Source organism: Micromonospora sp. NPDC049529 (assembly GCF_055586685.1).
Window position 1 is genome coordinate 405,888 of sequence record NZ_JBVJHT010000003.1, and the last position, 24,039, is coordinate 429,926.

The window sequence follows — 24,039 nt, forward strand, 5'->3', positions numbered from 1 at the left end:
ACGGAAACAATACCCCCCCCCCCCCCCCCCATCCCCTCCCCCCCCCCCCCCCCCCCCCCCCCCCCCCCCCCCCCCCCCCCCCCCCCCCACGCCCTAGTTGAAGGACTTCCGATGAGCCTGGATCTCGACCCGGCCCCGCCGACCGGCCGGCACAGCCACCGGGCGGACGACGAGCGGGGCCCCCGGCGGGCCCCCCGCCGCTCGCTCACCCGGCTGGACCTCAAGGTCTCGCCCTACCTGTACATCCTGCCGTTCTTCGTCATCTTCGCGATCTTCAGCGCCTATCCGATCGGTTACACCGTCTGGATCGCGCTGACCGACCGGTCGCCGATGAACACCACCATCAGCTTCGTCGGCCTGGACAACTTCGTCGAGATCAGCCAGGACCCGCAGTTCTGGAACGCGGTGGTCAACACCTTCGGCATGTTCGCCATGTCGACCGTGCCGCAACTGCTGATCGCCCTGCTGCTGGCCAACGCCCTGAACCGGAAGATCAAGGGCCAGACCTTCTTCCGGATGGCGATCGCGATGCCGATCATCACCTCCACGGCCGTGGTGGCGCTGATCTTCTCGATGATCTACTCCCGCGAGTTCGGTCTGGCCAACTGGCTGCTCGACCTGGTCGGTCTCGACCCGATCGACTGGCGGGCCAACCGGTACGCCTCCTGGTTCGCCATCTCGACCATGGTCGACTGGCGCTGGGTCGGCTACAACGCGCTGATCTACCTGGCCGCCATGCAGTCGATCAACAAGGACATCTACGAGGCCGCCGCGCTCGACGGCGCGTCCAAGACCCGGCAGTTCTGGTCGATCACCATCCCGCAGCTCCGCCCGACGATCATCTTCACGCTGATCATCTCGACCATCGGCGGCCTGCAACTCTTCACCGAACCGCTGCTGTTCACCAGCGGCTCCGGCGGCATCTCCGGCGGCTCACAGGGTCAGTTCCAGACGATCACCATGTACCTGCTCGACGTCATGAACACCCGGTTCCGGTGGGGCTACGCCGGTGCGGTGGCGCTCGTGCTCTTCGTGCTGATCGCGGGCATGTCGCTGATCAACTACCTGCTGGCCCGCCGCATCAGCTCGGACAAGTGAGGACCCGACGATGACCACCACAACGCTCGGGCCCCGGCCCTCGCCGCTCGCCCCGCCCCGACCCGACCGCCCGCCCCGCAACCGGGCCGAACGACTGTGGAAGGCCAGCCCGCTGACCTGGGTGGGCCTGATCCTCGCGGTGTTCCTGTCGCTCTTCCCGTTCTACTGGATGATCGTCATCGCCTCGCGCACCAACGACGCGGCCAACTCCTGGCCGCCGCCGTTCCTGCCCGGCGGCAAGCTCGGCGAGAACATCGAACGGGTGCTCGCCAACGGGGACGCGAACATCGTCAAGGGGCTGATGAACTCGTTCCTGGTCTCCGGCACGATCACCATCGCCACCGTCTTCTTCGGTTCGCTCGCCGGCTTCGCCTTCGCCAAACTGAAGTTCAAGGGCAAGAACGCGCTACTGCTGATCATCCTGGCCTCGATGATGGTGCCGATCCAGCTCGGCGTACTGCCGCTCTACATCCTGATGGCGAAGCTCGAATGGCTCAACACCATGCCGTCGGTGACCGTACCGTTCCTGATCGGCGGCTTCGGCATCTTCATGATGCGCCAGTACGCCGAACAGGCCGTCCCGAACGAGCTGATCGAGGCAGCGAGGGTCGACGGCTGCTCCACCTGGCGGGTCTACTGGCACGTGGTCGCCCCGGCACTGCGGCCGGCCGCGGCCGTACTCGGGCTGCTCACCTTCATGGAACAGTGGAACCAGTTCTTCTGGCCGTTCGTCGTCCTGGCCGACCCGGCCAACCCGACCGTCCAGATCTCCCTGCGCAGTCTCAACTCGGCCTACTTCGCCGACAACTCGCAGATCTTCGCCGGCACGCTGATCGCCACGCTGCCGTTGTTCATCGTGTTCATCCTCTTCGGCCGCCAGATCATCGGCGGCATCATGGAAGGCGCCGTCAAGTCGTGACCAACGAGCTCATCTTCCCGGGCACCTTCCTCTGGGGGGCCGCCACCGCGGCGTACCAGATCGAGGGCGCCGCCACCGAGGGCGGCCGTACCCCGTCGATCTGGGACACCTTCAGCCACACCCCAGGACTCACCAAACAGGGGCACACCGGCGACGTCGCCTGCGACCACTACCACCGGTTCCGTGACGACATCAAACTGATGGCGCAGATGGGGCTGAAGTCGTACCGGTTCTCGCTGTCCTGGCCCCGGATCCAGCCCGGCGGCGTCGGTCGGGTCAACCCCGAGGGGGTCGACTTCTACCAGCGGCTCGTCGACGACCTGCTCGAACACGACATCGAGCCGTGGGTGACGCTCTACCACTGGGACCTGCCGCAGCCGTTGCAGGACGCCGGTGGCTGGCCGCTGCGGGACACCGCCGAGCGGTTCGCCGACTACGCGGTGCTGGCCCACCACGCCCTCGGCGACCGGGTCCGCTACTGGACGACGCTGAACGAGCCCTGGTGCTCGGCCTTCCTCGGGTACGGCTCCGGGGCGCACGCCCCCGGCCTGAGCGACCCGGAGGCGGCGGTCCAGGCCGGGCACCACCTGATGCTCGGCCACGGGCTCGCCGTACGGGCGATCAAGGAAACCCGGCCCGACCACGACCTCGGCATCACGCTCAACCTGTACGCGGTCTCGCCGGAACGGGACACCCCGGCCGACGCCGAAGCCGCCCGGCGCATCGACGGGCTGGCCAACCGGTTCTTCCTCGACCCGATCCTGCTCGGCGAGTACCCGCAGGACGTGGTCGAGGACCTGGCCGAGGTGACCGACTTCAAGCACGTACGCGACGGCGACATGGAGATCATCTCCACTCCGCTGTCGGTGCTCGGGATCAACTACTACAGCCGGCACGTGGTGGCCGCCCCGGTCGAGGGCGTCGAGCCGGAGCCGTACTGGCGGGCGCCGTCGAACTGGCCCGGCAGCGAGGGAGTCCGGTTCGTCACCCGGGGGGTGCCGGTGACCGACATGAACTGGGAGATCGACGCCCCCGGCCTGGTCGAGGTGCTGGAGCGGGTGCACCGGGAGTACCCGGAACTGCCGCTCTACGTCACCGAGAACGGGGCCGCCTTCGTCGACGAGGTGGTCGACGGAGAGGTCGACGACACCGACCGGGTCGCCTACTTCGACGCCCACCTGAGGGCCTGCCACACGGCGATCTCTTCGGGCGTGCCGTTGCGGGGGTACTTCGCCTGGTCGCTGATGGATAATTTCGAATGGGCGTGGGGTTACACGAAGCGTTTCGGCATGATCCACATTGACTACGACAGTCAGCTTCGTACCCCCAAGTCCAGTGCCAGGTGGTACGCCGACGTGATCCGACGTAACGGTCTGGCCGCACAATAACCGGGGCCAGCCAGTAACCGGGGTGTCGGCACCAACCCGCGCCGGGTCGGTGCCGACCCACCCCACCGTCGGAGGAGCACACCATGACAACCCAGCGCACCCGGTCACTCGGGCGGCCAACCCTGGACGCGGTCGCCGCCCGTGCCGGGGTCGGCCGGGGCACGGTCTCCCGCGTCGTCAACGGGTCACCGCAGGTGAGCCCGGAGGCGCGGGCCGCAGTCCAACAGGCCATCGCCGAGCTGGGCTACGTACCCAACCGGGCGGCCCGCGCACTGGTCACACAGCGTACGGACTCCGTCGCGCTGGTGGTGTCGGAGTCGGAGGAGCGGGTCTTCGGCGAACCCTTCTTCGCCGGCATCGTCCGAGGCATCAGCTCCGGCCTGCTCGACACCCCGATGCAGCTCTGGCTCGCCATGGCCCAGTCGCCGGCCGAACGGGAACGGGTCGAGCACCACCTCACCCCGCAGCACGTCGACGGCGTACTCCTGCTCTCCCTGCACGACTCCGACCCGCTGCCGACCCTGCTGGAGCAGCGGTCACTGCCGGCGGTGCTCGGCGGACGGCCGGCCAGGATGCTGCAACCCGGCGCCCAGGCGGCCTACTTCGTCGACGTCGACAACGCCGGTGGGGCCCGGCAGGCGGTGGAACACCTCGTCGAGCGGGGCCGGACCAGGGTCGCCACGATCGCCGGCCCGCAGGACATGGCCGTCGGCGTGGCCCGGCTCGCCGGCTACCGCCAGGCCGTCCAGGCCAGCGGCCGGCCGGTCAGCGAACAACTGATCGCGTACGGCGACTTCAGCGAGAGCAGCGGTACGGCGGCCATGCGCCGGCTGCTCGAACAGTGCCCCGACCTCGACGCCGTCTTCGTCGCCTCGGACCTGATGGCCTGCGGCGCCCTGCGCGCGTTGCGCGACGCCGGCCGGCGGGTCCCCGAGGACGTCTCCGTGGTCGGCTTCGAGGACGCCCCGATCGCCCGCCAGTCCGACCCGCCGCTGACCACCGTCCACCAGCCGGTCGAGGAGATGGGCCGGCAGATGGCCCGCCTGCTGATGTCCCGGATCCGCCACGAGGACCTGCAGACCCCCTACATCCTGCTCGACACCCACCTGGTCCACCGCGCCTCCACCTAGCCGGGGCCGCTCGACGCACTCGCCTAGGACCGGGGCCGCTCGCCGCGCTGGCCTAGGATCGGATTCATGCCGTTGACCGCGGACGACGTCGGGCGGTTCATGGCCTCCCGGCACCGTCTGGAGGCCATCGCGTACCGCCTGCTCGGCTCCGCGGCGGAGGCCGAGGACGCCGTGCAGGAGACCTTCCTGCGCTGGCAGGCCGCCGACGTCGACCGCATCGAGGTCCCCGACGCCTGGCTGACCCGGGTGCTCACCAACCTCTGCCTCAACCAGCTCACCTCCGCGCGGGCCCGGCGCGAGACCTATGTCGGCCAGTGGCTGCCCGAGCCGCTGCTGGCCGGGGACCCGATGCTCGGCCCGGCCGACACCGCCGAGCGGCGCGAGTCGGTCTCGTACGCGGTCCTCACCCTGATGGAGCGCCTGTCGCCCAACGAACGGGTGGTGTACGTGCTGCGGGAGGCCTTCGACTACCCGCACCGGGAGATCGCCGCGATCCTCGACCTCACCGAGGCCGCCTGCCAGCAGATCTTCCATCGCGCGAAGAAGCACGTCGCGGACGGCAGGAGCCGTACCGAGGTCGACGACGTCGCCGCGCGGCGGATCGCCGAGGAGTTCATGACCGCCGCCACCAGCGGCCGGATCGAGTCGCTCGTACGGCTGCTCACCACGGACGCGATCTCGATCGGCGACGGCGGCGGGAAGGTCCCGGCCCGCACCAGGGCGCTCGAGGGTGCCCGCGCGGTCGCGCGGTTCCTGTGGGGCCTGTTCAAACCCACCCCGGCCAAGCGCGCCCTGCTCGGCGGCGCGGCCGAGATCTACGCCTGGACGGCCAACGGCGATCCCGCCGTCGTGGCGGTGGTGAACGGGAGGGTCGTCGGCGTCATCTGTCTGGAGGTCACCGCCGACGGCATCGCCGCGATCCGCAGCCAGGCCAACCCCGACAAGCTGGAGCGCGCGACCGAGCGGTTCGCCGCCTCCGACCACGGGGAGCCGCTGCTCACGGCGTTCTGATCCGGTGCTCACGGCGTTCTGACCTGCTGCTCACGGCGTTCTGACCTGCTGCTCACGGCGTTCTGACCCGCTGTGAGGCCGCTCACACCGCTTTCCTGTCAGCAAACGGCGGGCCGCCCGGTTCAAGTGGCGAACCCGCGTCAGACAGGAGCACGGACATGCCGCACCGCATCATCGTCCTCGGCGCCGGATACGCCGGAGCCATCGCCGCCGGCCGCCTCGCCAAGCGGCTGCACCGCGAGGACGTCGCCATCACCCTCGTCAACGCCGAGCCCGACTTCGTCGAGCGCGTCCGCATGCACCAGCTCGCGACCGGCCAGAACCTCAGGCCCCGGCCCCTCGGTGAGATGTTCGCCGGCACCGGCGTCGACCCGAGGGTGGCGAGGGTCACCGGCGTCGACGTCGACCGCAGGACCGTCGCCGTCGCCGACGCGAACGGTGCCACGGAACTCGGCTACGACACGCTCGTCTACGCCCTCGGCAGCCGTTGGAACGCCCGGGGCGTCCCCGGCACCGCCGAGCACGCGTACGAGATCGCCAGTCGCCCCGGGGCGCTGCGGCTGCGCGAGCGCCTGGCCCGCCTCGACGCCGGGCAGACCGTGGTCGTCGTCGGCGGCGGCCTCACCGGCCTGGAGGCCGCGACCGAGATCGCCGAGGCCCGTCCGGACCTGGACGTCGCCCTCGCCGTCCGGGGCGCCCTCGGCGACCGGCTCTCGCCCAGGGGCCGCGCACACCTGCGGAAGGTCTTCGGCCGGCTGGGCATCACCGCCTACGAGCACACCGCCGTCACCGGCGTCGAAGCCGACCGGGTCGCCACCGCCGACGGGAAGGTCATTCCGGCTGCGGTCACCGTCTGGACCGCCGGCTTCGCGGTCCACCCGATCGCGGCGCAGACCTCCATGGAGGTCACCGGCACCGGTCAGATCGTGGTCGATTCGACCATGCGTTCGGTCTCGCACCCGGACGTGTACGCGATCGGCGACGCGGCCTTCGCGATGGGTGCGGGAGACAAGCCGCTGCGGATGGCGTGCGCGTCGGGCGTGCCGATGGCGTGGCAGGCCGCCGACTCGATCGCGGCGCGGCTGACCGGCGGGAAGCTTCCGCAGGCGGCGCTGCGCTACTTCAACCAGTGCATCTCGCTGGGGCGCCGGGACGGCCTGATCCAGTACGTCACCGCCGACGACCGCGCCGTGCCGGCGGCTCTCACCGGACGGCTCGCCGCCGTCTACAAGGAACTGGTCTGCAAGGGTGCCGCCTGGGGCGTCGCCCACCCCACCCTCGCCCTCCCCACCCCCCGCCGCCACACCACCCCCACCCCCACCCCCACCCCCAGATCCACTCTCTTGTAGAGAACTCTTGTAGAGAAAGAGGGCTTATTCGCGACGGGAAAGGCCCTCTTTCTCTACATGAGGGGGCGCGGACGGGGGTGGGGGTGGGGAGTGGTGGCGGAGTTCTTGGCGGGCCAGGGAGGCGAGGTGGACTTCGTCGGGGCCGTCGGCGAGGCGGAGGGTGCGGGCGTGGGACCAGAGGACGGCCAGCGGGGTGTCCTGGCTGACACCGGCGGCCCCGTACGCCTGGATCGCCTTGTCGATCACCCACTCGGCCATCGCCGGGGTGGCGATCTTGATGGCCTGGATCTCGGTGTGTGCGCCCCGGTTGCCGACGGTGTCCATCAACCACGCGGTCTTGAACACCAGCAGCCGGGCCTGCTCGATCCGTACCCGCGACTGCGCGATCCAGTCCCGGATCACCCCCTGCTCCGCCAGCGGCCGGCCGAACGCCACCCGCTGCGAGGTACGCCGGCAGAGCAGTTCCAGGGCGCGTTCGGCCATCCCGATCAGGCGCATGCAGTGGTGGATCCGGCCCGGCCCGAGCCGCGCCTGGGCGATCGCGAAACCGTCGCCCTCGCCGCCGACCAGGTTCGCCGCCGGCACCCGTACGCCGTCGAAGCTGACCTCGGCGTGCCCGCCGTGCGCCCCGTCGGTGTAACCGAAGACCGTCATCCCGCGCCCGACCGTGACGCCCGGCGTGTTCCGGGGAACCAGCACCATGCTCTGCTGCCGGTGCCGGTCGGCGCCCGGATCGGTCTTGCCCATCACGATCAGGATCTCGCACCTCGGGTCCATCGCCCCGGACGACCACCACTTGCGCCCGGTCACCACGTACTCGTCGCCGTCACGCTCGATCCGGGTGGCGATGTTGGTCGCGTCCGACGACGCCACCTCGGGCTCGGTCATGCAGAACGCGGACCGGATCTCTCCGTCGAGCAGCGGGCGCAGCCAGCGTTCCCGCTGCTCCGGCGAGCCGAACTCGGCCAGCAGTTCCATGTTGCCGGTGTCCGGGGCGGCGCAGTTGAGCGCCTCCGGCGCCAGGTACGGGCTGCGTCCGGTCAGCTCGGCCAGTGGCGCGTACTGCACGTTGGTCAGGCCGGGGCCGTACTCGGGGTGGGGGAGGAAGAGGTTCCACAGGCCACGTCTGCGCGCCTGCGCCGTGAGGTCGGCGAGCACCGGCGGTCGGGTCCACGGGTCGACCGCGCCGGCCACCTGGGCGGCGTACACCGGCTCGGCCGGGTAGACGTGCTCGACCATGAACTCGTGCAGCGCCCGGTGCAGCTCGGTGGTACGGGCGTCGAATCCGAACTCCATCCGCTTTCCTTCCAGGTTCGGTTGCTCCGGTGCCGGGGCACCGTTGTCGGGGGCCTCGGGTCAGGGGCCGCCGAGTTCCGAGGGTTGCGGGAAGCCGCCGTGCCACAGCCCGTACCCGACCAGTACCGGCACCGCCGGCACGTACCCGACCAGGAGCAGCCGGCCCAGCCGGGACCGGGTCCGCCAACCCCAACCGCAGGCGATGACCGCGACCACCAGTCCGAAGACGGCGGTGCCGCCCTCCAGCGAGTTGGTCGTGTGGGTGAGCCCGACCAGCAGCGCCAGCGGGTAGCCGACGATTCCGCGCGGCGGGTCGGACCGGGCGAAGGTGGCGGCCAGCGCGGCGAGGACGAGGGCGGCTCCGGCGTACCAGAGGTAGTGCCCGACCACCTCGTCCCAGAGGTGCGCCGCCGGTCCCGGTGCCACGTTCCCGATCGAGTTCGCGGCCACGTGCACGCCCTTGCCCTCGGCGTAGGCGAGGGCACCGGCCAGGTAGACCGCCCATACCGTCCGACCCGCGCCGCCGGCCGCGAGCGCCATCGCCGCCGGGACCAGCACCGCGTACGGCACCAGCAGCTCCGCCCAGTCGGCCCACCGGGTCGGCCCGACCGTACCGAGCCCGCCGAGCGCTCCGCCGAGATGGTGCAGCAGCCCGTAGGCGAGGGCGTATACGGCCAGTGACCGGGGGACGGGAGCAGCCTGTTCGCCGGACACGGCATCAGGCCCGGGGTACGGCGGTCAGGCCGTGCTCGACCAGCGGCGTCACCATCTCGCCGATCCGGTCGAAGCCCTCGCCCACGGTCTGCCCGAGGGTGTGCCGGTAGTGGATGCCCTCGCAGATCACCGCGAGCTTGAAGCAGCCGAGCGCGATGTGCCAGTCCAGCGGGCCGACGTCGACGTCGCTGCGGCCGGCGTACCGCTCGATCAGCTCGGCACCCGCCGGGAACCCGGCCCGGCGGCCCAGACCGTCGGCGACCGGGTTGCCGGCCACCCCGTCCCGGTCACCGAGCACGTCCCAGTACGTCAACAGCAGCCCGAGGTCGGCCAGTGGGTCGCCGAGGGTGGCCATCTCCCAGTCCAGCACCGCCCGGACGGTCGCCCTCACCGGCTGGTTCTCGGCAGGTTCGGCCACCGCTCCGGTTCCGGCCTCGTCCAGCGGGTTGCCGGGTCCGGGGCCGGCTTCGTCCAGGGGATTGCCGGGTCCGGGGCCGGCTTCGACCAGGAGGTTGTCCAGGCGGTAGTCGCCGTGCACGATCCGACCCGCGTTGGCCCCCTCCGGGGCGGTGGCGGCCAGCCGTTCGCGCAGTTCCGCCATGCCCGGCAGGGGGCGGCTGCGCGACTGGTCGAGTTGGCCGCCCCAGCGGCGTACCTGCCGGGCCAGGTAGCCCTCCGGTCGGCCGAAATCGGCCAGGCCGACCGAGGCGGGTTCGACCCCGTGCAGCACGGCCAGGGTGTCCATCATCGCCAGCGCCAGCCCCCGCCGCTGCCCCGGGTCGAGCCGGTCGGTCTGGGCGCGGTCGCGGTAGACCACCCCCGGCACCCGTTCCATCAGGTAGAACGGGGCCCCGATCACCGTGTCGTCCGGGCAGAGCAGCAGGGCGGCCGGGACCGGCACACCGGTACCGGCCAGGGCGGAGATGACCCGGAACTCGCGGGCCATGTCGTGCGCGGTGGCCAGCACGTGTCCCAGCGGGGGACGGCGCAGCACGAACTCGCGGGCACCGGCCCGGACCGCGTACGTCAGGTTGGACCGGCCGCCGACGATCAGCCGGGCCTCCGGTCGCCCGTCGAGCAGGTCGGGACGGTGGACGCGGAGATGGTCGGCGAGCCGGTCGAGATCCAGACCGGCCGGCGACTGTGGCGCGGTCGTGTCCTGCGACTCGGGATCCGGCCGGCCGGTGCTGCCCGGCGGCTCGGTCATCCGAACAGTTGATGGCACCTGGGCCAACTTGTCAAGAACGCCTTGTTGCGGCCGGGACATGGTGCGGCAACAGGGGCGAAATGGTCAGCGGGCAATCTGTGTCAGGTAGGCCGGCGTGCAGACGCCGCAAGCAGGCGCCCGGGGTTCCCGCGCCGACTCGTCGACGGAGGAACAGACATGTTGCTGAGGGTTCGGGTGACCCTGCCGGACCGTCCGGGCGCGCTCGGCCAGGTGGCCCGCACGCTGGGCGTGGCAGGTGCCGACATCGTGCAGGTGATCGTCCTGGAACGGCTGGGCGGGCGGGCGGTCGACGACTTCACCGTGGTCTGGCCCGGTGCCTCCCGGGTCGAACGGTTGATGGCCGGGTTGGCGGCGATACCCGGTGTGCAGGTGGATGGCGTCTGGCGGGCGATCGGCGCGCCCACCAGCGGGGGCCAGGACGCCGAGTTGCTGGCCCAGGTCGCGGGAAACCCGGCCGACGGGCTGGCGACGCTGGTGGACGCCGTACCCGGTCTGTTGGCGGCGGACTGGGCGGCGGCCGCGGTGGTTCCGGCCGACTGGGCGTCCCGACGGGGATCGGCGTTCCCCGGGGCGCCCGGCGGGGCACCGGCGGTGGCGTACGCGAGCTGGCGTGCACCGAGCCCGCTGACCCTGCCGGAGGTGACGCCACTTCGGGCCCGAGCCCTGGACGGGCCGGTCGGCACCCACTACGTGGCGGCGCCGTTCGGCCGGGCCGGGCTGGTGCTCATGGTGGCTCGGGTGGATGCGGAGGGCCTGTCGGCGGCAGGCTTCCACATCACCGAGGTGGACCGGGTGGCGCAACTGGTCCGGGCCGCGGCCGTCATCCTCGGTGACCGGCTCGACCTGGTCAGTGCGCCCCCGGCGACCATCAGAACGTGACCGCTCGACGCTGACGCGGAGTGACCCGTGAGCCCGGCCGGCGGGCCGGCCGGATCCGGGAGAGGAGCTGAGATGGCGCTGTGGCGGATCAGGGCGACGGTCGACGACCGGCCCGGTTACCTGGCGGTGCTGACCGCCAGCCTCGCGCTGCGCGGAGTCAACATCCTCACCGTGCAGGTGCACACCACCGAGGCCGGTGCGCTCGACGACTTCCTGGTCGACGCACCGGAACGACTGACCGCGGCCGACCTGGTCGCCGCGGTGGAACGCGGACGCGGGCGGGACTGCTGGGTGGCGCGCAGCGAGGCGCGCGGCCTGGTCGACCAGCCGACCCGGGCGTTGGGGCTGGCGAGCCGGCTGGTCCGGGACCCGGACGCGCTCGGCGAGGCGCTGCGTACCCTGCTCGGGGCCGACGCGGTCACCTGGCGCCCGGCACCCGGACAGAGTCGTCCGCAGGCCGGACTGGAGTCCATGCGACTGGCCGATCCGGCCGGTGGTTCCTACGAGGTGCTCCGTACGGCACCCGCCTTCACCCCGGCCGAGTACGCCCGCGCGCAGGCGCTGGTCGACCTCGCCGCGAACGTGGTGCGGCGTACGGCCGAGCAGGTCACCCTGGTCCTACCGGACGGGGCGGAACTGGTCGTACGACCGGCGGGCCCGGACGACCTGCCGGCGGTGCTGGCGATGCACGGCCGCTGCTCGGCCCGTACCCGCTGGCAGCGTTACCTGGGTGCGGCCGACCCGACCCCGGACCGGCTGCGCCACCTGCTGGAGCCGGCGCGGGGGATGACCCTGGTGGCCGTGGCCGGCGGTGTCGACGGCACCCCGGAACGGGTGGTGGCGATGGCGAACCTGGTGCCCGAGGGGGCGGTGGCCGAGGTGGCGCTCCTGGTCGAGGACGGTTGGCAGCGGCGTGGGCTGGGTGGCGCGCTGATGCGCCGGCTGGTCGCGTACGCGGGCCGGGGCGGTTGTGCGGCAGTGGTGGCGCACGCGTACGCCGACAACCTCGGCCTGCTCCGGGTGCTGCACCGGGTGGGTCGGCCGGGACCGGTCGACGCCGACGGTGACCTCGTGACGGTGACCCTGCCGCTGAACGGCGCCGACCTGGCCGTCGGGCCGACCCTCGGCGCGGACCCGACCACCGGGCGGTCTGCCGCCGACCCGGCCGACACTTCCGCCGATGCGGCGGACGAAGACCCCAGCGGCCCGGCTCCGGTGCGGAGCCGGGCCGCCGGAACAGCCTGACTGGGGCGAAAGGGAAGAGGGTTCCTTCCTGTGGGACGGCAGGAAGGAACCCTCTTCCCGGTTCCGGTCGGCCAGGGGGTTAGCCGGTCGAGGCAGCCCGGATCGGCTCCGCGCTACGGTTCGCGCGTGATGCCCGCCCCGGTCGACCAACCGTTGATCTTCCTCGATGTGGATGGACCGCTGATTCCGTTCAGGACCCGGTCGGCCCGGAAACCCTTCCCGGGCGGTGTCGTCACGCCGCCGCCGGACGCTACGGGCAATCCTCTGCTCGATCGTCTGAACCCGGACGACGGGCGCAGGCTGTTGGCCCTGGAATGCCAGCTGGTCTGGGCGACGACGTGGATGGCGGACGCGAACGAGGTCGTCTCCCCACGGCTCGGGCTTCCGGACCTGCCCGTCGTCGAATGGCCCGACGATGACGAGGATCCGGAGCCCGGCCTGCACTGGAAGACCGTGTTCCTGACCCGGTGGGCGGCCGGACGCCCGTTCGTCTGGCTCGACGACGAGACAACCGATGCCGACCGGCGGTGGGTCGCCGCACATCACCCGGCGCGGGCGCTGCTGCACCGGGTCGACCCGTACGCGGGTCTGACCGAAGCGGATTTCGCGGCGATCCGTCAATGGCTCCCGGCGTGACATCCGCCCGAGCCCGGCGCCGGCCCACGCGGCCACCGTCGCAGTCGCGTCAGTCCAGGCAGAACTCGTTGCCTTCGGGGTCGGCCATCACGATGAAGCCGGTGCTCAGCGGGGGAGCCGGCTCGTGGCGACGGGTCCGGGTCGCCCCCAGCGCGACGAGCCGGTCGCACTCTGCCTCCAGCGCCGCCATCCGCTCCTCACCGTGCAGTCCGGGAGCCGCCCGGACATCGAGGTGGACACGGTTCTTGGCGACCTTGTCCTCCGGCACCTGCTGGAAGAACACCCGTGGGCCGTGCCCGTCCGGGTCCTCGATGGCCGATCTCGTGTTCCACTCCTCCTTCGGCACACCGATCCGCGCGAGGTAGTCGTCCCACGCGGCCAACGGGTCGGCGCCCTCGGGCAGGTCGACGCCGGGCGGGCCGGGATGGACATAGCCCAGTACGTCACGCCAGAAGGACGACAGCGCCCGTGGATCGTGGGCGTCGAAGGTGAGCTGGATGTGTCGGCTCATCGGGTTGCTCCGCTTTCATCGGCTTCAGAAACTGGACATGGGCCGAGGGGCCCGTTGATTCCATCACGACCACGGGCAGGGACGTGTCCGTGCCGGTGAGCGTCGTGTGAGGTATTCGCGCAGTCTGGTCCGGTGCTACTCATCCGGGTCCCAGGCCAGGAGCAGATCGAACAGACGTCGGTGCCGGACCAGATCGAACAGGGTCCACCCGGGGCAGGTCGGCACCGGCACGGCGAGGCTGGGCGCGGCGGCGACCGCGGCGCGGAAGGCGGTCGATCGTTCGTCGATCAGCCGCAGCAGATCGGGGAGCTCCAGGGTCGGTGCCACGCCGGCTGTATACCACCATGCTCTGACAGCCGGACGGCGATTTCACCGCAGACGCGGCGGGCGCGGGGGCACCGGGGCACCGGGGCACCGGAGTACCGGAGTACCGGAGTACCGGAGTATCGCCCACCGTCCGCACCGCCGCCCGTCGTCCGGTCAGCCGTTCGTGGCGGTGTCCCGGTTGTCCGGGCTGACGTGCGCCGCGATCAGGCGCCATCCCTCCGCCTCGTCCAGGACCCACGTGCGCGTGTAGCGGACGCGGGCGAGGAAGGGCTCGCCGGCAAGGGTGCCTTCCAGCGTGCCGAGGAACCAGGTCACCCCGGTGTCGCCGACCACGAGGACCGCCAGGTCCTCCTCGTCCACCCGGATCATCGACTGCCGACCCGATCGGTGTACGTCCAGGTCGTCCTGCTTGGAGTACAGGCCGCCGTCGGGTCCGGTGAACACGAGCCGGTCATCGATCAACCGGTCCAACGCCGCGACATCGGAGGTCAGCTGGGCCTGCTGCAAACGCCGTTCGGCAGCGCACAGCGCCTCGACCCCGGTGGTGTTCGCGCCGCCGGTCGCGGTGCGGAGAACGTCGTCCGACGGCCGATCCACGTGAGACATCGACCCACTCCTGCCTGACTGACGGGCATGTTCGGCCATCCTGTCACGCGCCGGGCCGGTCGTCGTGCGCCGTCGGGACGAGCCTTCGCGGTGTGCCGACGCAGACATGGTGACGAGCGGACGTCGAGGGACGCCGTGGCGAGAGCGGTCAGTTGAGTGTGACGACGTCCGGGTCCGTGGACCGTGGCCCTCCGGTGGGCGCACCCATCCGCGCTCGTGCCCGATCGATGTCGGATGCGTGCTCGACCGCCCATTCTCCGACGGCGATGACCAACGGAAGAAGTGAGCGACCCAGGTCGGTGAGCGTGTACTCGACACGTTCCGGCGTCTGTTCGCGGCTGACCAGGCCGTCGTACTCCAGTGTGCGCAGTGTGCGGGTGAGGATACGTCGGCTCAGCCCGTGAATGGTGCGGTCGAGTTCGTTGAAGCCGTAGGGGCGTTCACGGAGAACGGCGAGAATGAGAACGCTCCACTTTTCGCCCACGCGCCGCAGGATGTCGGTCGCCGTGCACGCCGTACGGTCGGCCAGGGTCACGGGTAGCGGCAGCGCCGGTGACATCGATGTTCCTTCTTTCGCAGAAAGCCGGACGGAACCCACGATGAATTATGCGCACAGTAGTGATCGCGGGCGGGACACGTGGCATCGGCGGCGCCCTTGCCGACAGGCTCCGGCGGGCCGGAGACCGGGTGATCGCGATCGGCAGCGCCGACGCCGATCTCACCTCGGTCCGACAGACCGCCGCACTGGCAACCCGGCTGCCGGACAAGATTGACGTGTTGGTGCTGGCAGCGGGGCGTTTCGACCTGCGCCGTGTCGTCACCGGCGAGGGCTTCGAGCAGACCTTCGCGATCTACGTTCTCAGCCGCTATCTGCTTGCCGAACGGCTTCGCCCGGCGCTGGAACGCGCCCAGACGCCGATCATCCTCAACCTCAGCGGCACCGGTGGAATCCGGGCCGGCCGAATTCACTGGGACGATCTGCAACTCGTCGACGGATACACCATGCTCGGAGCGACCATGCAGGGCGCGCGCGCCAACGATCTTCTCGGCGCCGGCTTCGCGGCCCAGCATCCACACAGCTCAATCCGATACGTGCTGTACAACCCGCTGTTCGTCAACAGCGGTATGCACCGGCAGTTCCGCCAACCGATCCGTACCCTCGTGGGGGTGTCGGCCGCCCTCTTCGGATCCTCCACCGACTCCTCGGCAGCCCGCCTGAGCGCCCTGCTCGCCGAACCACCGGCCGCCCGACTGACGGCGCTGCGTCGCGGCGTACCGGTTCCGCTCACCCGACCGGAGTTCGACCCTGCGGCGGCCGCGCGGCTCTACCCGCTCCTCGCCGAGCTGACCGCTGACCGGTGAGTCGCCGGCCCACGCCCGACGGTCGCGCGGGAGTTGTGCCCCGGCGTCATCGTCAGGAGGCCGGCACGGGGCCGGTCCGGGCATGGCGCAGCAGGTTCTCGGCGTCGGCCGCGCGCGGGCCGAACCGGCCGTTGCTGGGATGATGTGGCCATGGTCGACCAACACCGGCACGCGCGACTGCTCGGCGACGACGACCTGGAGCGGTCGGCGGCCTTCGACCTGATCACCTGCCTGCACGGACTCCACTACGTCGGAGACAAGCTCGCCGTGCTGACCCGGGCGGCCGGCTGGCTGAGCCCCACCGGCCGGCTCGTGGCCGACCTGGACCTGTCCAGCATCCGGCTGCCCGCCGGGCGACCCGCCGGGCGGCGACTCACCGCCCGGCTGCGCGCCGCCGGGTTCTCCTACGACCCCCGTCGCCGCTGGATCAGCTGCACCGGCGGCCGTGAGGTGCGCCTCTCGTACGGCTATCTCGGTGCCGACGACCGTGCCGGCGCCAACTACACCGGACAACCCGCCGTGCACTCCCACTACGCCGAGGAACACTGACCGCGCCGCACCGACGGAAACCGGCCGATCTCATTCGAGGGCGCTTGAACGCTTGTGCCAGGCCCGGTCCGGCATGGACGATTCGGTGTGAGAATTCTTGTGGTGGGTGGAAGTGGCCTGATCGGCGCCCATGTTGTCGACGTGCTGCGCGAGCGGGGCCATACGGCGACCACGGTGGCGCGTACCGCCCGGCCGGGCGTCGACCACGTGCTCGATCTCGACAGCGCCTCGATCGACGACCTGCGGCCGCTGCTGGCCGGCCATGACGGCGTGGTGTACGCGACCCGTACGGACGAACAGCGGCCGCTGCCCAAGCCGATCCATCCGGTGTTCCGCCGGGACATGGTCGAGCCGGTGGTACGCCTGTTCACCGCCGCGCGCGACGAGGGGCTGACCCGTGGGGTGATCATGGGCTCGTACTACACCTACCACGATCGACTGCGTCCGCAGTGGCACCTCGCGGCCCGCCACACGTACATCCGGTGCCGGGTGGAGCAGGCCCGGGAGGGACGAGCGGCCGCCGGACCGGAGCTACCGGTCGCCGTACTGGAGTTGCCGTTCATCTTCGGCCGGGCCGGCGATCGGCTACCGAACTGGGCCGCACCGCTGGACCGTTGGGCCAGGTCCCGTACGCCACTGGCCGTCCCCACCGGTGGTACCGCCGCAGCCTCGGCACGCACCGTCGCCGAGGTCGCGGTGGAGGCGCTCGATCGGGCCAGCGGTGAGGACATCCCGGTCGCCGACGAGAACCTCACCTGGAACGACATGATCGCGCGCATCGCCGAGGCGGTTGGTCGACGCCGCCGGGTCGGTCGGCTGCCCGCTGGTGCCGTGCGGGCCTTCCTACGGTTCGGCGGCACGCTACAGGGCCTCGGCCGGAAAGAATCCGGTCTCGACCCCAGCCACTTCGCCGACCTCCTGCTCACCGAACTGTTCATCGAGCCGACGACCGGCCGGTCGCTCGACCCGGCGCTCCGCGAGACCTTCGCCGGTCCGGGATCGGCCGCCCGGCACGAGCCCGTGCCGCCGCCCGTGACGTGATGCCCGGCCGGGCACCCGGTGGCTGGTCACACCGGGTGCCGAGGACCCGCTGATTCTCGGCACCCGGTCCGTGGACCGCTCGGCGGATCCGTAACGGCTACCTGCAGCCCAGGGCTTCCTCGTACCCGGCCGGCGGGTTTCCGGCGGCCACCTGGTCGGCGGTCCGCCAGAACACCTCGGGCCAGTCGCCCTCGTCGTTCATCTGGTGCAGCACCTTCCACTCGTGGCTGCTGCGCAACGCGTCAGCGGCCCGCCGGAGGGCGGCGTCGTCGTCGGCTGCCTTCGCCCGCAGCCACTCGGCGATCCAGCCGCAGCCGACCCGGCCGGTCACCTTGGCGCCGAACTGGTACGCGTCGTTCGCGCCGAGGTCGTCGAGCGTGGCGGGGTCGAAGCCCGGCGGAAGCGGCACGTCGGCGAGCACCTTCGCCGCCTGTTCCGCCACCCGCCCCGGCGTGACGATCTCCGCCGGGAGCGCAGCCAACCACGTGCGGGCGTCGACGCGGACCACGTCGGCGAGAACCGCGTCGAACTCCGTACGCGTCCAGGTGCCGCCCGTACGCAGTTCCACGAAGGAACCGTCGCGGGGCCGGAGCATGACCGCGAAGTCGCTCGCGCTGTACCGGAACAGGTCGCCCGGCCAGCCGTCGACCGTCACCGGCTCCGGTTTGCCGACCCTGAGCCGGTCCTCGTGGTAGTGCTCGTACTGGTCGGCCGGGTACCAGTTCATCTCCAGTTGCCGCGCGCCGTCCGTGAACGCGATGGCGCCTTCCTTCCCGGCGAAGCCGTAGACGGTGGTCGCCTTCCAGCCGGGTTGGTCGATCAGCAGCCGGGGGTTCTCCTCGGCCGCCCTGAGCACCATCGCCGAATAGGAGACCGTTCTCGTCGTCTCGGAGGTGGAACCGGGCGGCGGGGACGCCTGCCCACCGTCCGACTGATCGACGTTCCCGGTCGAGACGACGAGAACCGCGGTGAGAACGGCGGCGGCGACACCCGCACCGGCGAAGCCGCTGATCATCGCGCGGCGCGCCCGCAGGCGTCGCTTCGGCGGTTCGGCGACGTCGTCGAGGGTCGGCACGGACATGATCTCCTCCAGGAGGTTCTGCGCAACCCCGTCGAGGTGCCTGACGACATCGGGTCGGTACGGGTCGGCGTCTCGGACCATCCGGTCGAGCTGCTCGTCGGTCATCTCCCCTCCTCCGGGGTGCCTACGGTCGTGACGTCGAGTACATGTCCGGGTGGGCCAAGGTCGTCACCGACGAGATCTCGCAACCGGGTCCGGGCGCGCAACAACCGGGTACGGACCACGGCCGGGCTCACCTCCAGGACCGCGGCGGCCTCGCGCGGCTCCAGACCCTCCCAGATGGTCAGCATCAACACCTCCCGGTCCAACGTGCCCAGCCGGGCCAGCGCAGCCTGGACCGTGAGCCGTTCGGGCACCTCACTGCCGGGATCGACGGCGGCGGCCGCCCTGAGCCGTTGCCGCAACCGATCGCCCAGCCGTTCCCGGCGTACCCCGCTGCGGTGGTGGTTGGCCAGCACCCGTCGGGCCACGCCGTACAGCCAGAGCCGGACCTCGGCCTCGGGCGGCATCTCACGGCTGCGCCGCCAGGCGACGAGGAAGGTCTCGGCGACCACGTCGGCCGCGTCCGCCGGCTGTTCGACGCGCCGCATGGCGTACGCCAGCAGCGGCTCGAAGTTGGCCGCGTAGACACGGCGGAAGCGATCCTCGTGCTCATCCCCGGAACTCACGCTTACTCCATGTCCGGCCGGACGCCCATCGTCACGGGTCCGGCCCGGAAATCGTTCGGAGTCCGTCAAGGGCGCCGGGCAGGATGTGGGCGTGATCCTGCTGGTTCCCGCGAACCCTCTGCGGCCCCGCCGTCCGGACGAGCATTTCGCGGCGGAGGCGGCAGCCGCTCGCGACGCCGGGTTCGATGTCGTGGTGGTCGACCACGATGCGCTGACCGGAGCCGGTGATCCGGACCGGGCGGTCGGATCGGTCTCCGGTGGCGGGGCGGCGGTCTATCGAGGCTGGATGTTGCGCAGTGAGCAGTACGCGGCGTTCGCCGAGGTGCTCGCCGACCGTGGCGTGTCGCTGCGGACCAGCGCCGAACAGTATCGGCAGGCCCATGAGCTGCCCGGCTGGTACTCCGCCCTGGCGGCGGTCACTCCACGGTCGGTGTGGACCACGGGCGCGGATCGGGTGGACTTCGACCGGGCGCGCGCCGAGCTGGGGGCGGGTCCGGCGGTGCTGCGCGACTACACCAAGTCGATGAAGCACCACTGGCACGAGGCCGCGTTCATCCCGGAACTCGACGACGGTGCGGCGGCATGGACGGTGGCGAGCCGGTTTCGCCGGCTGCGTGAGGACGACTTCGTGGGCGGGTTCGTACTGCGCGGCTTCGAGCGGTTCACCTCCGCCGAGGTGCGTACCTGGTGGGTCGACGGGGTGTGCGTTCTGGTCGGGCCGCACCCGGACACCCCGAACGACACCCCGTCCACCGAGGTTGACCTTGCCCCGGTGGCACCGTTGATCGCCGCGCTGGGCCTGCCGTTCGTGACCGTGGACCTCGCGCTGCGTGCCGACGGCGTATGGCGGGTCGTCGAACTCGGCGACGGGCAGGTCAGCGACCGACCGGCCACCATCGAACCCGAGGCGATGGTCACCGCTCTGCGCACCCAGTAGGCTCGCCGAGATCGGTGCAGTGTGTGATCGTGGCGTCGTCCGCCGCCACCGCGTGGTGTGCCTCCGCCTGCCGGACACGATCGATGATCTCGGCCGGTCCGCTCGACGCCAGGACGGCCATCACCCCCGGCCAGTCGGTGAGCCGGAACCGGTCCACGATGCGGCTGGCCCCGTTGCTGAGCAGGACGGCGCCGGTCACCTCGGCGACCGGACAGCTGCCGGTGATCGCCTCGTCCGCCGCCGCCGGGTTGTCCCTGGCCACCCAGAAGCCGCCCGGCCGGTTCCGGTTGGCGCGCAGGTCCCGCAGGAGCCGGTGGTACTCGTCGCCATCCGGTACGGCCGCCTCGATCGCGGGCCGGTACGACTCGCTGATGACCACCTCCCGACGATCGGTGACGACCAGCGGCACGCCGTCCGCCCGGTCGAGTACGACGACCGAGTCCCCGAGCACCAGGTACTCGACGAGGTCGCCGGACCGGCGCACGACGGCCACGGTCGCCGACGGACTGATCGGGTCGGTGACGGCGCAGGTGTCCCGGTGATCGTCCGTCACCCGCTCGATTGCCTCGGCGAGCAGCGCCGCAAGACCGCGGTCCGGTACGACTGAGAGCAGGCCGAGGAGGTGGCCGCCGAGGCGGTTGGCGTACCAGGCCACGCCGTGCCGGCAGGTCGATTCGCCGCCGGGAATGCCGGCGCCGTCGATCAGCACCGCCGCCGTCGGTACGGCACCGGTGAAGTCCTCGTTCACCCGGCCGGCTCGTGCCGTGGCGCTCGTCATCGTCACCCGCATGATCCGTCGTCACCCTTCCGCCGGACGAGGCGTCGACCGTAACAACCGCCTCGGTCAGGGCGGGGCGTTACGGCGGCCGTCGATCGCCGCCTGCGGCTCTCAGATGGCGGGGTAGCTGTTGTAGTCGGGGAAGTTGCCGTACAGGCGCTGGTCGGGGCCGCCCTGGGTGACCGCGTGCACCAGCAGGTCACCGCCGACGAACGCGCCCTTCCAGGAGGCGCCGCGCCCACCGAACGGTTCGTCCCGGTCACCGCGCGAGCGGGGCCGGTTGATGCCGACCTTGAACGCCTGGAGGTCCACCGCGAGCTTGGCCGCCTCGTCCTCGTCGTCGCAGGCGAGACTCGCCACCAGCGCCCCGTTGGAGGCGTTCATCGCGGCCAGCAGCTCGTCCTTCGTGTCGACCACCACGATGGTGTCGACCGGTCCGAACGGTTCGGCGTGCATCAGCCGGGACCGGCCGGGCGGGGCGAGCAGCACCGAGGGCGCCACGTACGCCGAGGTGTCCTGGCCGTCGAGGAACGGCGCCCGGTCGAGTTTGCCCCGGTGCAGCGGGATGGCGCCGCCGCGTACCGCCTCCTCGACCTTGCGGCGCAGCTCGTCGGCCTTGGCGGAGCTGATCAGTGGGCCGAAGTCCAACTCCGGCAGGGCGTCGCCGTCGGCCCAGTCGTCGCCGACGGCGAGCGGGTGGCCGAAGCGTACGGAGCGGACGACCGGCAGGTACATGTCGAGGAACTCGTCGACCAGGTCCCGCTGCACCACGAACCGGGGGTACGCCGTGCACCGCTGCTTGCCGTACTCGAAGCCCTTCTTCAGGTGCGCGGCCAGCATGTCCCACCGGGAGAACTCCCAGACGCCCCAGGCGTTGAGCCCCTCCTGCTCGATGAAGTGGCGCTTGTCGGAGTCGAGCAGCGCGGCGGCGACCTTTCCGCCGTTGGACCGGCCGCCGACGAAGGCGACCGCGCCGATCTCCGGTGCCCGGACCAGCACCTCGGAGAGTTCCTCGCCGCCGCCGGAGACCAGGGTGGCGGGCAGTCCGGCCCGGCGCATCAGCGCGTGCGCGACGGTCAGGCAGACCGCGCCGCCCTGGGACGGGGTCTTGGCGATCACCGCGTTGCCGGCGAGCAGTTGCACCAGTTCGGCGTGGACGAGCACGCTCATCGGGTAGTTCCAGCTCGCGATGTTGCTGACCGGGCCGGCGAGCGGTTCGCGGCCGTCGGCGAGCATCCGGTCGATCTGCTCGACGTACCAGCGGACGCCGTCCAACGCCCGGTCGACGTCGGCGCAGGCCAGCCGCCACGGCTTGCCGATCTCCCAGACCAGCAGCAGGGCCAGCAGGTCGCGGTGGACGGTCAGCTCGTCGAGTGCGTCGACGACCCGGGCCTTCCGTTCGGCCGGCGGTGTGGCCGCCCACTCGCGGTGCTCGTCGGCGGCGAAGGCGACCGCGGCGCGGGCCGGGTCGGCGCCCAGTCGGGACAGGTTGACCAGCACGGTGTTGTCGACCGGGGTACGGACCGGTGTCGGGGTGCCGACCGACTGCCAGGCACCCTGGACCAGGTTGCGCAGGGTGACGATGTCGGACGTGGCCGGGTCGAAGGCCTCGGGGGTGGTGGTGACCGCGCGGGCGAGGGTTTCCCGCCATCCGGTGCCGTGCGCGAGGCGCAGTGCCATCGCTGCCTCCTGGAAGTCGTGACCAGTGGTGCGGCAGCATCGGCGGTACCGCTGAACTGGGCGTACTGTGCCGGGCGGGGCCGAGCGGCGGCAACCGTACGCCTGTATGCCAGGACGGTTTCGTCCACCTGTTGGCCGTTCGCGCTCGAAACTCGCACCGGTGGCGTCAGCCGATCGGGATCAGCCACCTGGCGAGCAGCAGCCACGGCAGCCGCCACCAGCCGGACGGGCCGCCCGGCGGGGCGGTCGACTCGGCGGTCGGCACGATCCAGGGGGTGGCCGTGACCGACCAGGTCAGGAAGGCGTCCCCGACCGGCAGCGCGCCACCGAGCTAGCGGCGTTGCCCGCCGGTCTCGACGGCCAGCCCGGTCACCTCGGCCAGGCCGGTGAGCGCGTCGGCGGAACGCCGGTCACCGAAGAGCACCGCGTCACCGAGCGCGACCACGCTGGCCGAGGCGGACAGGCCGAGGATGAGCGGGCCGGAGTCCACGTCGCCGGGCAGGTCCACGCCGCGCGGGTGTTCGCGCAGGCCGGGGGCGCCGGGCACGGTCGAGGCGAACAGGGTGCGGAAGGTGGCCCAGTCACGGGTGGCGTCGGCCGGGAACACCTCGCGCAGGAAACGCAGGGCCACCGTCTGCGAGGTGGCGCGGGCGCCCTCGACCGGACGACCGTCGGCCGGGTCGACCCGGTGGGGGAGCAGGCCGGTGGCCGGGTCGCGGCGGGCGTCGGCCGCCGTGCGCCAGCGTCCGATCAGATCCGCGTACGTGTGGGTGCCGGCGAGGTGGTCGCTGAGCCGGAGTACGGCGAGGCCGACCGTGCTGTCCACCGGCCAGGCCTGACCGGGGTACGCGGTGAGGAACGGCGAGCCGGTCGAGTCCAGTTTCCGGGTGAAGGCGGCGGCCAGGGCGCCCGCGTCGGTGGCGAGCCGGTCGGCTTCGGTGGGAGCCCCGTCCGGACCAGCCAGTCGGACCGCCCCTGCGCGCAGCCAGTTGGTCCAGCCGGTGTGGAAGACGCCGTACGGCGGGTCGAGGGTGGGGGAGAAGGGGGCCCGCCTGACGTCGGAGTCGACCTCGGCCAACGCCTGCCGGGCCTCGCCCAGCGCCCGGTCCCGGTGGGCGGCCGACCGGGTGCCGACGTCCACCCAGGAGAGTCCGTAGAGCAGGTGCAGGAAGAAATGGCCCTCCGGGCGGCCAGGCCACCGGCCAGGGCGAGCGTCGTGACCAGGGTGAGGGCGGCGGCCCGGCGCAGCCGGTGGTACGGGGTGGGCATCGCCGGACTGTAGTCGGTGCCGACAAGCGGCTGTCCAGCCATTGGCGTCGGTCACTCTTCACAAAGCGGCAACGGGGCGGTTACATTGTTGGACATCCATGGGAGCGCTCCCGCTCCCCTGTCGGACCCCCACCACCCAGCCGCCACGTACGCCGGGGCGATGACATAGCGAAAGGGCGGATGCGCCCACATCCGCCCCTCCAATGTCCTCCGCTACGCGTTGCCGCGCGCGGCTCCACGGACAGGAGCGAGTCTAGTGCTGCCCAGCATCGCGCCGGCCTGGCCAAATGGTCATCTTGCCCGGCCCACCGGTAGCGTCCGGCCCGGACGGTGGTAC

General features: G+C 71.5%; 25 protein-coding genes. 13 read left to right on the forward strand and 12 right to left on the reverse strand.

Features of this window, described 5'->3' with window-relative positions; all coding sequences use genetic code 11:
- Positions 1-111 precede the first annotated feature (111 nt).
- The 6 genes from ACZ6QQ_RS07160 (at position 112) to ACZ6QQ_RS07185 (ending at position 6,895) form a co-directional block, all read left to right on the forward strand.
- Entirely contained in the window at positions 112-1,098 is a 987-nt protein-coding gene (locus tag ACZ6QQ_RS07160) for a carbohydrate ABC transporter permease (RefSeq protein WP_465874938.1), read from the forward strand.
- 10 nt (positions 1,099-1,108) lie between these two features.
- Complete coding sequence (locus ACZ6QQ_RS07165; protein WP_465874939.1) at positions 1,109-2,017, forward strand: carbohydrate ABC transporter permease; 909 nt, start codon at positions 1,109-1,111, stop codon at positions 2,015-2,017.
- The gene (locus tag ACZ6QQ_RS07170) at positions 2,014-3,405 is read left to right on the forward strand and encodes a GH1 family beta-glucosidase (protein WP_465874940.1); all 1,392 of its coding nucleotides are present in this window, start codon (positions 2,014-2,016) and stop codon (positions 3,403-3,405) included. Before ACZ6QQ_RS07165 ends, ACZ6QQ_RS07170 begins: the two co-directional genes overlap by 4 nt.
- Before the next feature lie 83 nt (positions 3,406-3,488).
- Positions 3,489-4,535, forward strand: coding sequence for a LacI family DNA-binding transcriptional regulator (locus ACZ6QQ_RS07175; RefSeq protein ID WP_465874941.1), 1,047 nt, complete (start codon positions 3,489-3,491; stop codon positions 4,533-4,535).
- A 66-nt stretch (positions 4,536-4,601) separates the two neighbouring features.
- Positions 4,602-5,546: an RNA polymerase sigma-70 factor gene (locus tag ACZ6QQ_RS07180; protein ID WP_465874942.1), complete on the forward strand. Its 945-nt coding sequence runs from the start codon at positions 4,602-4,604 to the stop codon at positions 5,544-5,546.
- A gap of 158 nt (positions 5,547-5,704) precedes the next feature.
- On the forward strand, positions 5,705-6,895 hold the full coding sequence (locus ACZ6QQ_RS07185; protein ID WP_465874943.1) for an NAD(P)/FAD-dependent oxidoreductase: 1,191 nt from the start codon (positions 5,705-5,707) through the stop codon (positions 6,893-6,895).
- Positions 6,896-6,919: 24 nt separating this feature from the next.
- Here the strand turns inward: ACZ6QQ_RS07185 and ACZ6QQ_RS07190 are convergent, their stop codons facing one another.
- The 3 genes from ACZ6QQ_RS07190 to ACZ6QQ_RS07200 are packed head-to-tail and all read right to left on the reverse strand — an operon-like array spanning position 6,920 to position 10,172.
- A complete protein-coding gene (locus ACZ6QQ_RS07190; protein WP_465874944.1) occupies positions 6,920-8,191 on the reverse strand; it encodes an acyl-CoA dehydrogenase family protein in 1,272 nt (423 codons plus the stop codon).
- Between the two features lie 60 nt (positions 8,192-8,251).
- Complete coding sequence (locus ACZ6QQ_RS07195) at positions 8,252-8,905, reverse strand: hypothetical protein (RefSeq protein WP_465874945.1); 654 nt, start codon at positions 8,903-8,905, stop codon at positions 8,252-8,254.
- Positions 8,906-8,909: 4 nt separating this feature from the next.
- Positions 8,910-10,172 (reverse strand): phosphotransferase family protein, encoded by a 1,263-nt coding sequence (locus tag ACZ6QQ_RS07200; protein ID WP_465874946.1) that lies wholly within the window; start codon positions 10,170-10,172, stop codon positions 8,910-8,912.
- 117 nt (positions 10,173-10,289) lie between these two features.
- Here ACZ6QQ_RS07200 and ACZ6QQ_RS07205 point away from each other — a divergent pair, with 117 nt between their 5' ends.
- The 3 genes from ACZ6QQ_RS07205 (at position 10,290) to ACZ6QQ_RS07215 (ending at position 12,893) form a co-directional block, all read left to right on the forward strand.
- Positions 10,290-11,012, forward strand: a complete 723-nt coding sequence (locus ACZ6QQ_RS07205; protein ID WP_465874947.1) for an ACT domain-containing protein — start codon at positions 10,290-10,292, stop codon at positions 11,010-11,012.
- Positions 11,013-11,084: 72 nt separating this feature from the next.
- Complete coding sequence (locus tag ACZ6QQ_RS07210) at positions 11,085-12,257, forward strand: GNAT family N-acetyltransferase (RefSeq protein ID WP_465874948.1); 1,173 nt, start codon at positions 11,085-11,087, stop codon at positions 12,255-12,257.
- A gap of 129 nt (positions 12,258-12,386) precedes the next feature.
- A complete protein-coding gene (locus ACZ6QQ_RS07215) occupies positions 12,387-12,893 on the forward strand; it encodes an HAD domain-containing protein (protein ID WP_465875042.1) in 507 nt (168 codons plus the stop codon).
- A 49-nt stretch (positions 12,894-12,942) separates the two neighbouring features.
- Here ACZ6QQ_RS07215 and ACZ6QQ_RS07220 read toward each other — a convergent pair whose 3' ends face one another.
- The 4 genes from ACZ6QQ_RS07220 to ACZ6QQ_RS07235 form a co-directional block, all read right to left on the reverse strand.
- Entirely contained in the window at positions 12,943-13,404 is a 462-nt protein-coding gene (locus ACZ6QQ_RS07220; protein ID WP_465874949.1) for a VOC family protein, read from the reverse strand.
- 135 nt (positions 13,405-13,539) lie between these two features.
- On the reverse strand, positions 13,540-13,731 hold the full coding sequence (locus ACZ6QQ_RS07225) for a maleylpyruvate isomerase N-terminal domain-containing protein (protein ID WP_465874950.1): 192 nt from the start codon (positions 13,729-13,731) through the stop codon (positions 13,540-13,542).
- 153 nt (positions 13,732-13,884) lie between these two features.
- Positions 13,885-14,337, reverse strand: a complete 453-nt coding sequence (locus tag ACZ6QQ_RS07230) for a nuclear transport factor 2 family protein (RefSeq protein WP_465874951.1) — start codon at positions 14,335-14,337, stop codon at positions 13,885-13,887.
- Positions 14,338-14,485: 148 nt separating this feature from the next.
- Entirely contained in the window at positions 14,486-14,896 is a 411-nt protein-coding gene (locus ACZ6QQ_RS07235) for a winged helix-turn-helix transcriptional regulator (protein ID WP_465874952.1), read from the reverse strand.
- A 47-nt stretch (positions 14,897-14,943) separates the two neighbouring features.
- Between ACZ6QQ_RS07235 and ACZ6QQ_RS07240 the strand changes: the two genes are divergently transcribed.
- From ACZ6QQ_RS07240 to ACZ6QQ_RS07250, 3 genes are all read left to right on the forward strand, one after another.
- Positions 14,944-15,699 carry a Rossmann-fold NAD(P)-binding domain-containing protein gene (locus ACZ6QQ_RS07240; RefSeq protein ID WP_465874953.1) on the forward strand — a complete coding sequence of 252 codons (756 nt, stop codon included), beginning with the start codon at positions 14,944-14,946 and terminating at the stop codon, positions 15,697-15,699.
- Positions 15,700-15,849: 150 nt separating this feature from the next.
- Positions 15,850-16,248 carry a class I SAM-dependent methyltransferase gene (locus ACZ6QQ_RS07245; RefSeq protein WP_465874954.1) on the forward strand — a complete coding sequence of 133 codons (399 nt, stop codon included), beginning with the start codon at positions 15,850-15,852 and terminating at the stop codon, positions 16,246-16,248.
- 102 nt (positions 16,249-16,350) lie between these two features.
- On the forward strand, positions 16,351-17,289 hold the full coding sequence (locus ACZ6QQ_RS07250) for an NAD-dependent epimerase/dehydratase family protein (protein ID WP_465874955.1): 939 nt from the start codon (positions 16,351-16,353) through the stop codon (positions 17,287-17,289).
- A gap of 97 nt (positions 17,290-17,386) precedes the next feature.
- On the opposite strand, the gene ACZ6QQ_RS07255 is transcribed toward ACZ6QQ_RS07250, so the two are convergent.
- On the reverse strand, positions 17,387-18,475 hold the full coding sequence (locus tag ACZ6QQ_RS07255; protein ID WP_465874956.1) for a hypothetical protein: 1,089 nt from the start codon (positions 18,473-18,475) through the stop codon (positions 17,387-17,389).
- Positions 18,472-19,038, reverse strand: coding sequence for an RNA polymerase sigma factor (locus tag ACZ6QQ_RS07260; protein ID WP_465874957.1), 567 nt, complete (start codon positions 19,036-19,038; stop codon positions 18,472-18,474). The genes ACZ6QQ_RS07255 and ACZ6QQ_RS07260 overlap by 4 nt, the downstream gene beginning before the upstream one ends.
- A 91-nt stretch (positions 19,039-19,129) precedes the next feature.
- On the opposite strand from ACZ6QQ_RS07260, the gene ACZ6QQ_RS07265 reads away from it, so the two are divergent.
- A complete protein-coding gene (locus tag ACZ6QQ_RS07265; RefSeq protein ID WP_465874958.1) occupies positions 19,130-19,975 on the forward strand; it encodes an ATP-grasp domain-containing protein in 846 nt (281 codons plus the stop codon).
- On the opposite strand, the gene ACZ6QQ_RS07270 is transcribed toward ACZ6QQ_RS07265, so the two are convergent.
- From ACZ6QQ_RS07270 to ACZ6QQ_RS07280, 3 genes are all read right to left on the reverse strand, one after another.
- A complete protein-coding gene (locus tag ACZ6QQ_RS07270; protein WP_465874959.1) occupies positions 19,953-20,765 on the reverse strand; it encodes a protein phosphatase 2C domain-containing protein in 813 nt (270 codons plus the stop codon). The two genes, ACZ6QQ_RS07265 and ACZ6QQ_RS07270, sit on opposite strands and share 23 nt — an antisense overlap.
- 99 nt (positions 20,766-20,864) lie before the next feature.
- Positions 20,865-22,433 (reverse strand): aldehyde dehydrogenase family protein, encoded by a 1,569-nt coding sequence (locus ACZ6QQ_RS07275; protein ID WP_465874960.1) that lies wholly within the window; start codon positions 22,431-22,433, stop codon positions 20,865-20,867.
- A 331-nt stretch (positions 22,434-22,764) separates the two neighbouring features.
- Positions 22,765-23,574 carry a hypothetical protein gene (locus tag ACZ6QQ_RS07280; RefSeq protein WP_465874961.1) on the reverse strand — a complete coding sequence of 270 codons (810 nt, stop codon included), beginning with the start codon at positions 23,572-23,574 and terminating at the stop codon, positions 22,765-22,767.
- Between the last annotated feature and the right edge of the window lie 465 nt (positions 23,575-24,039).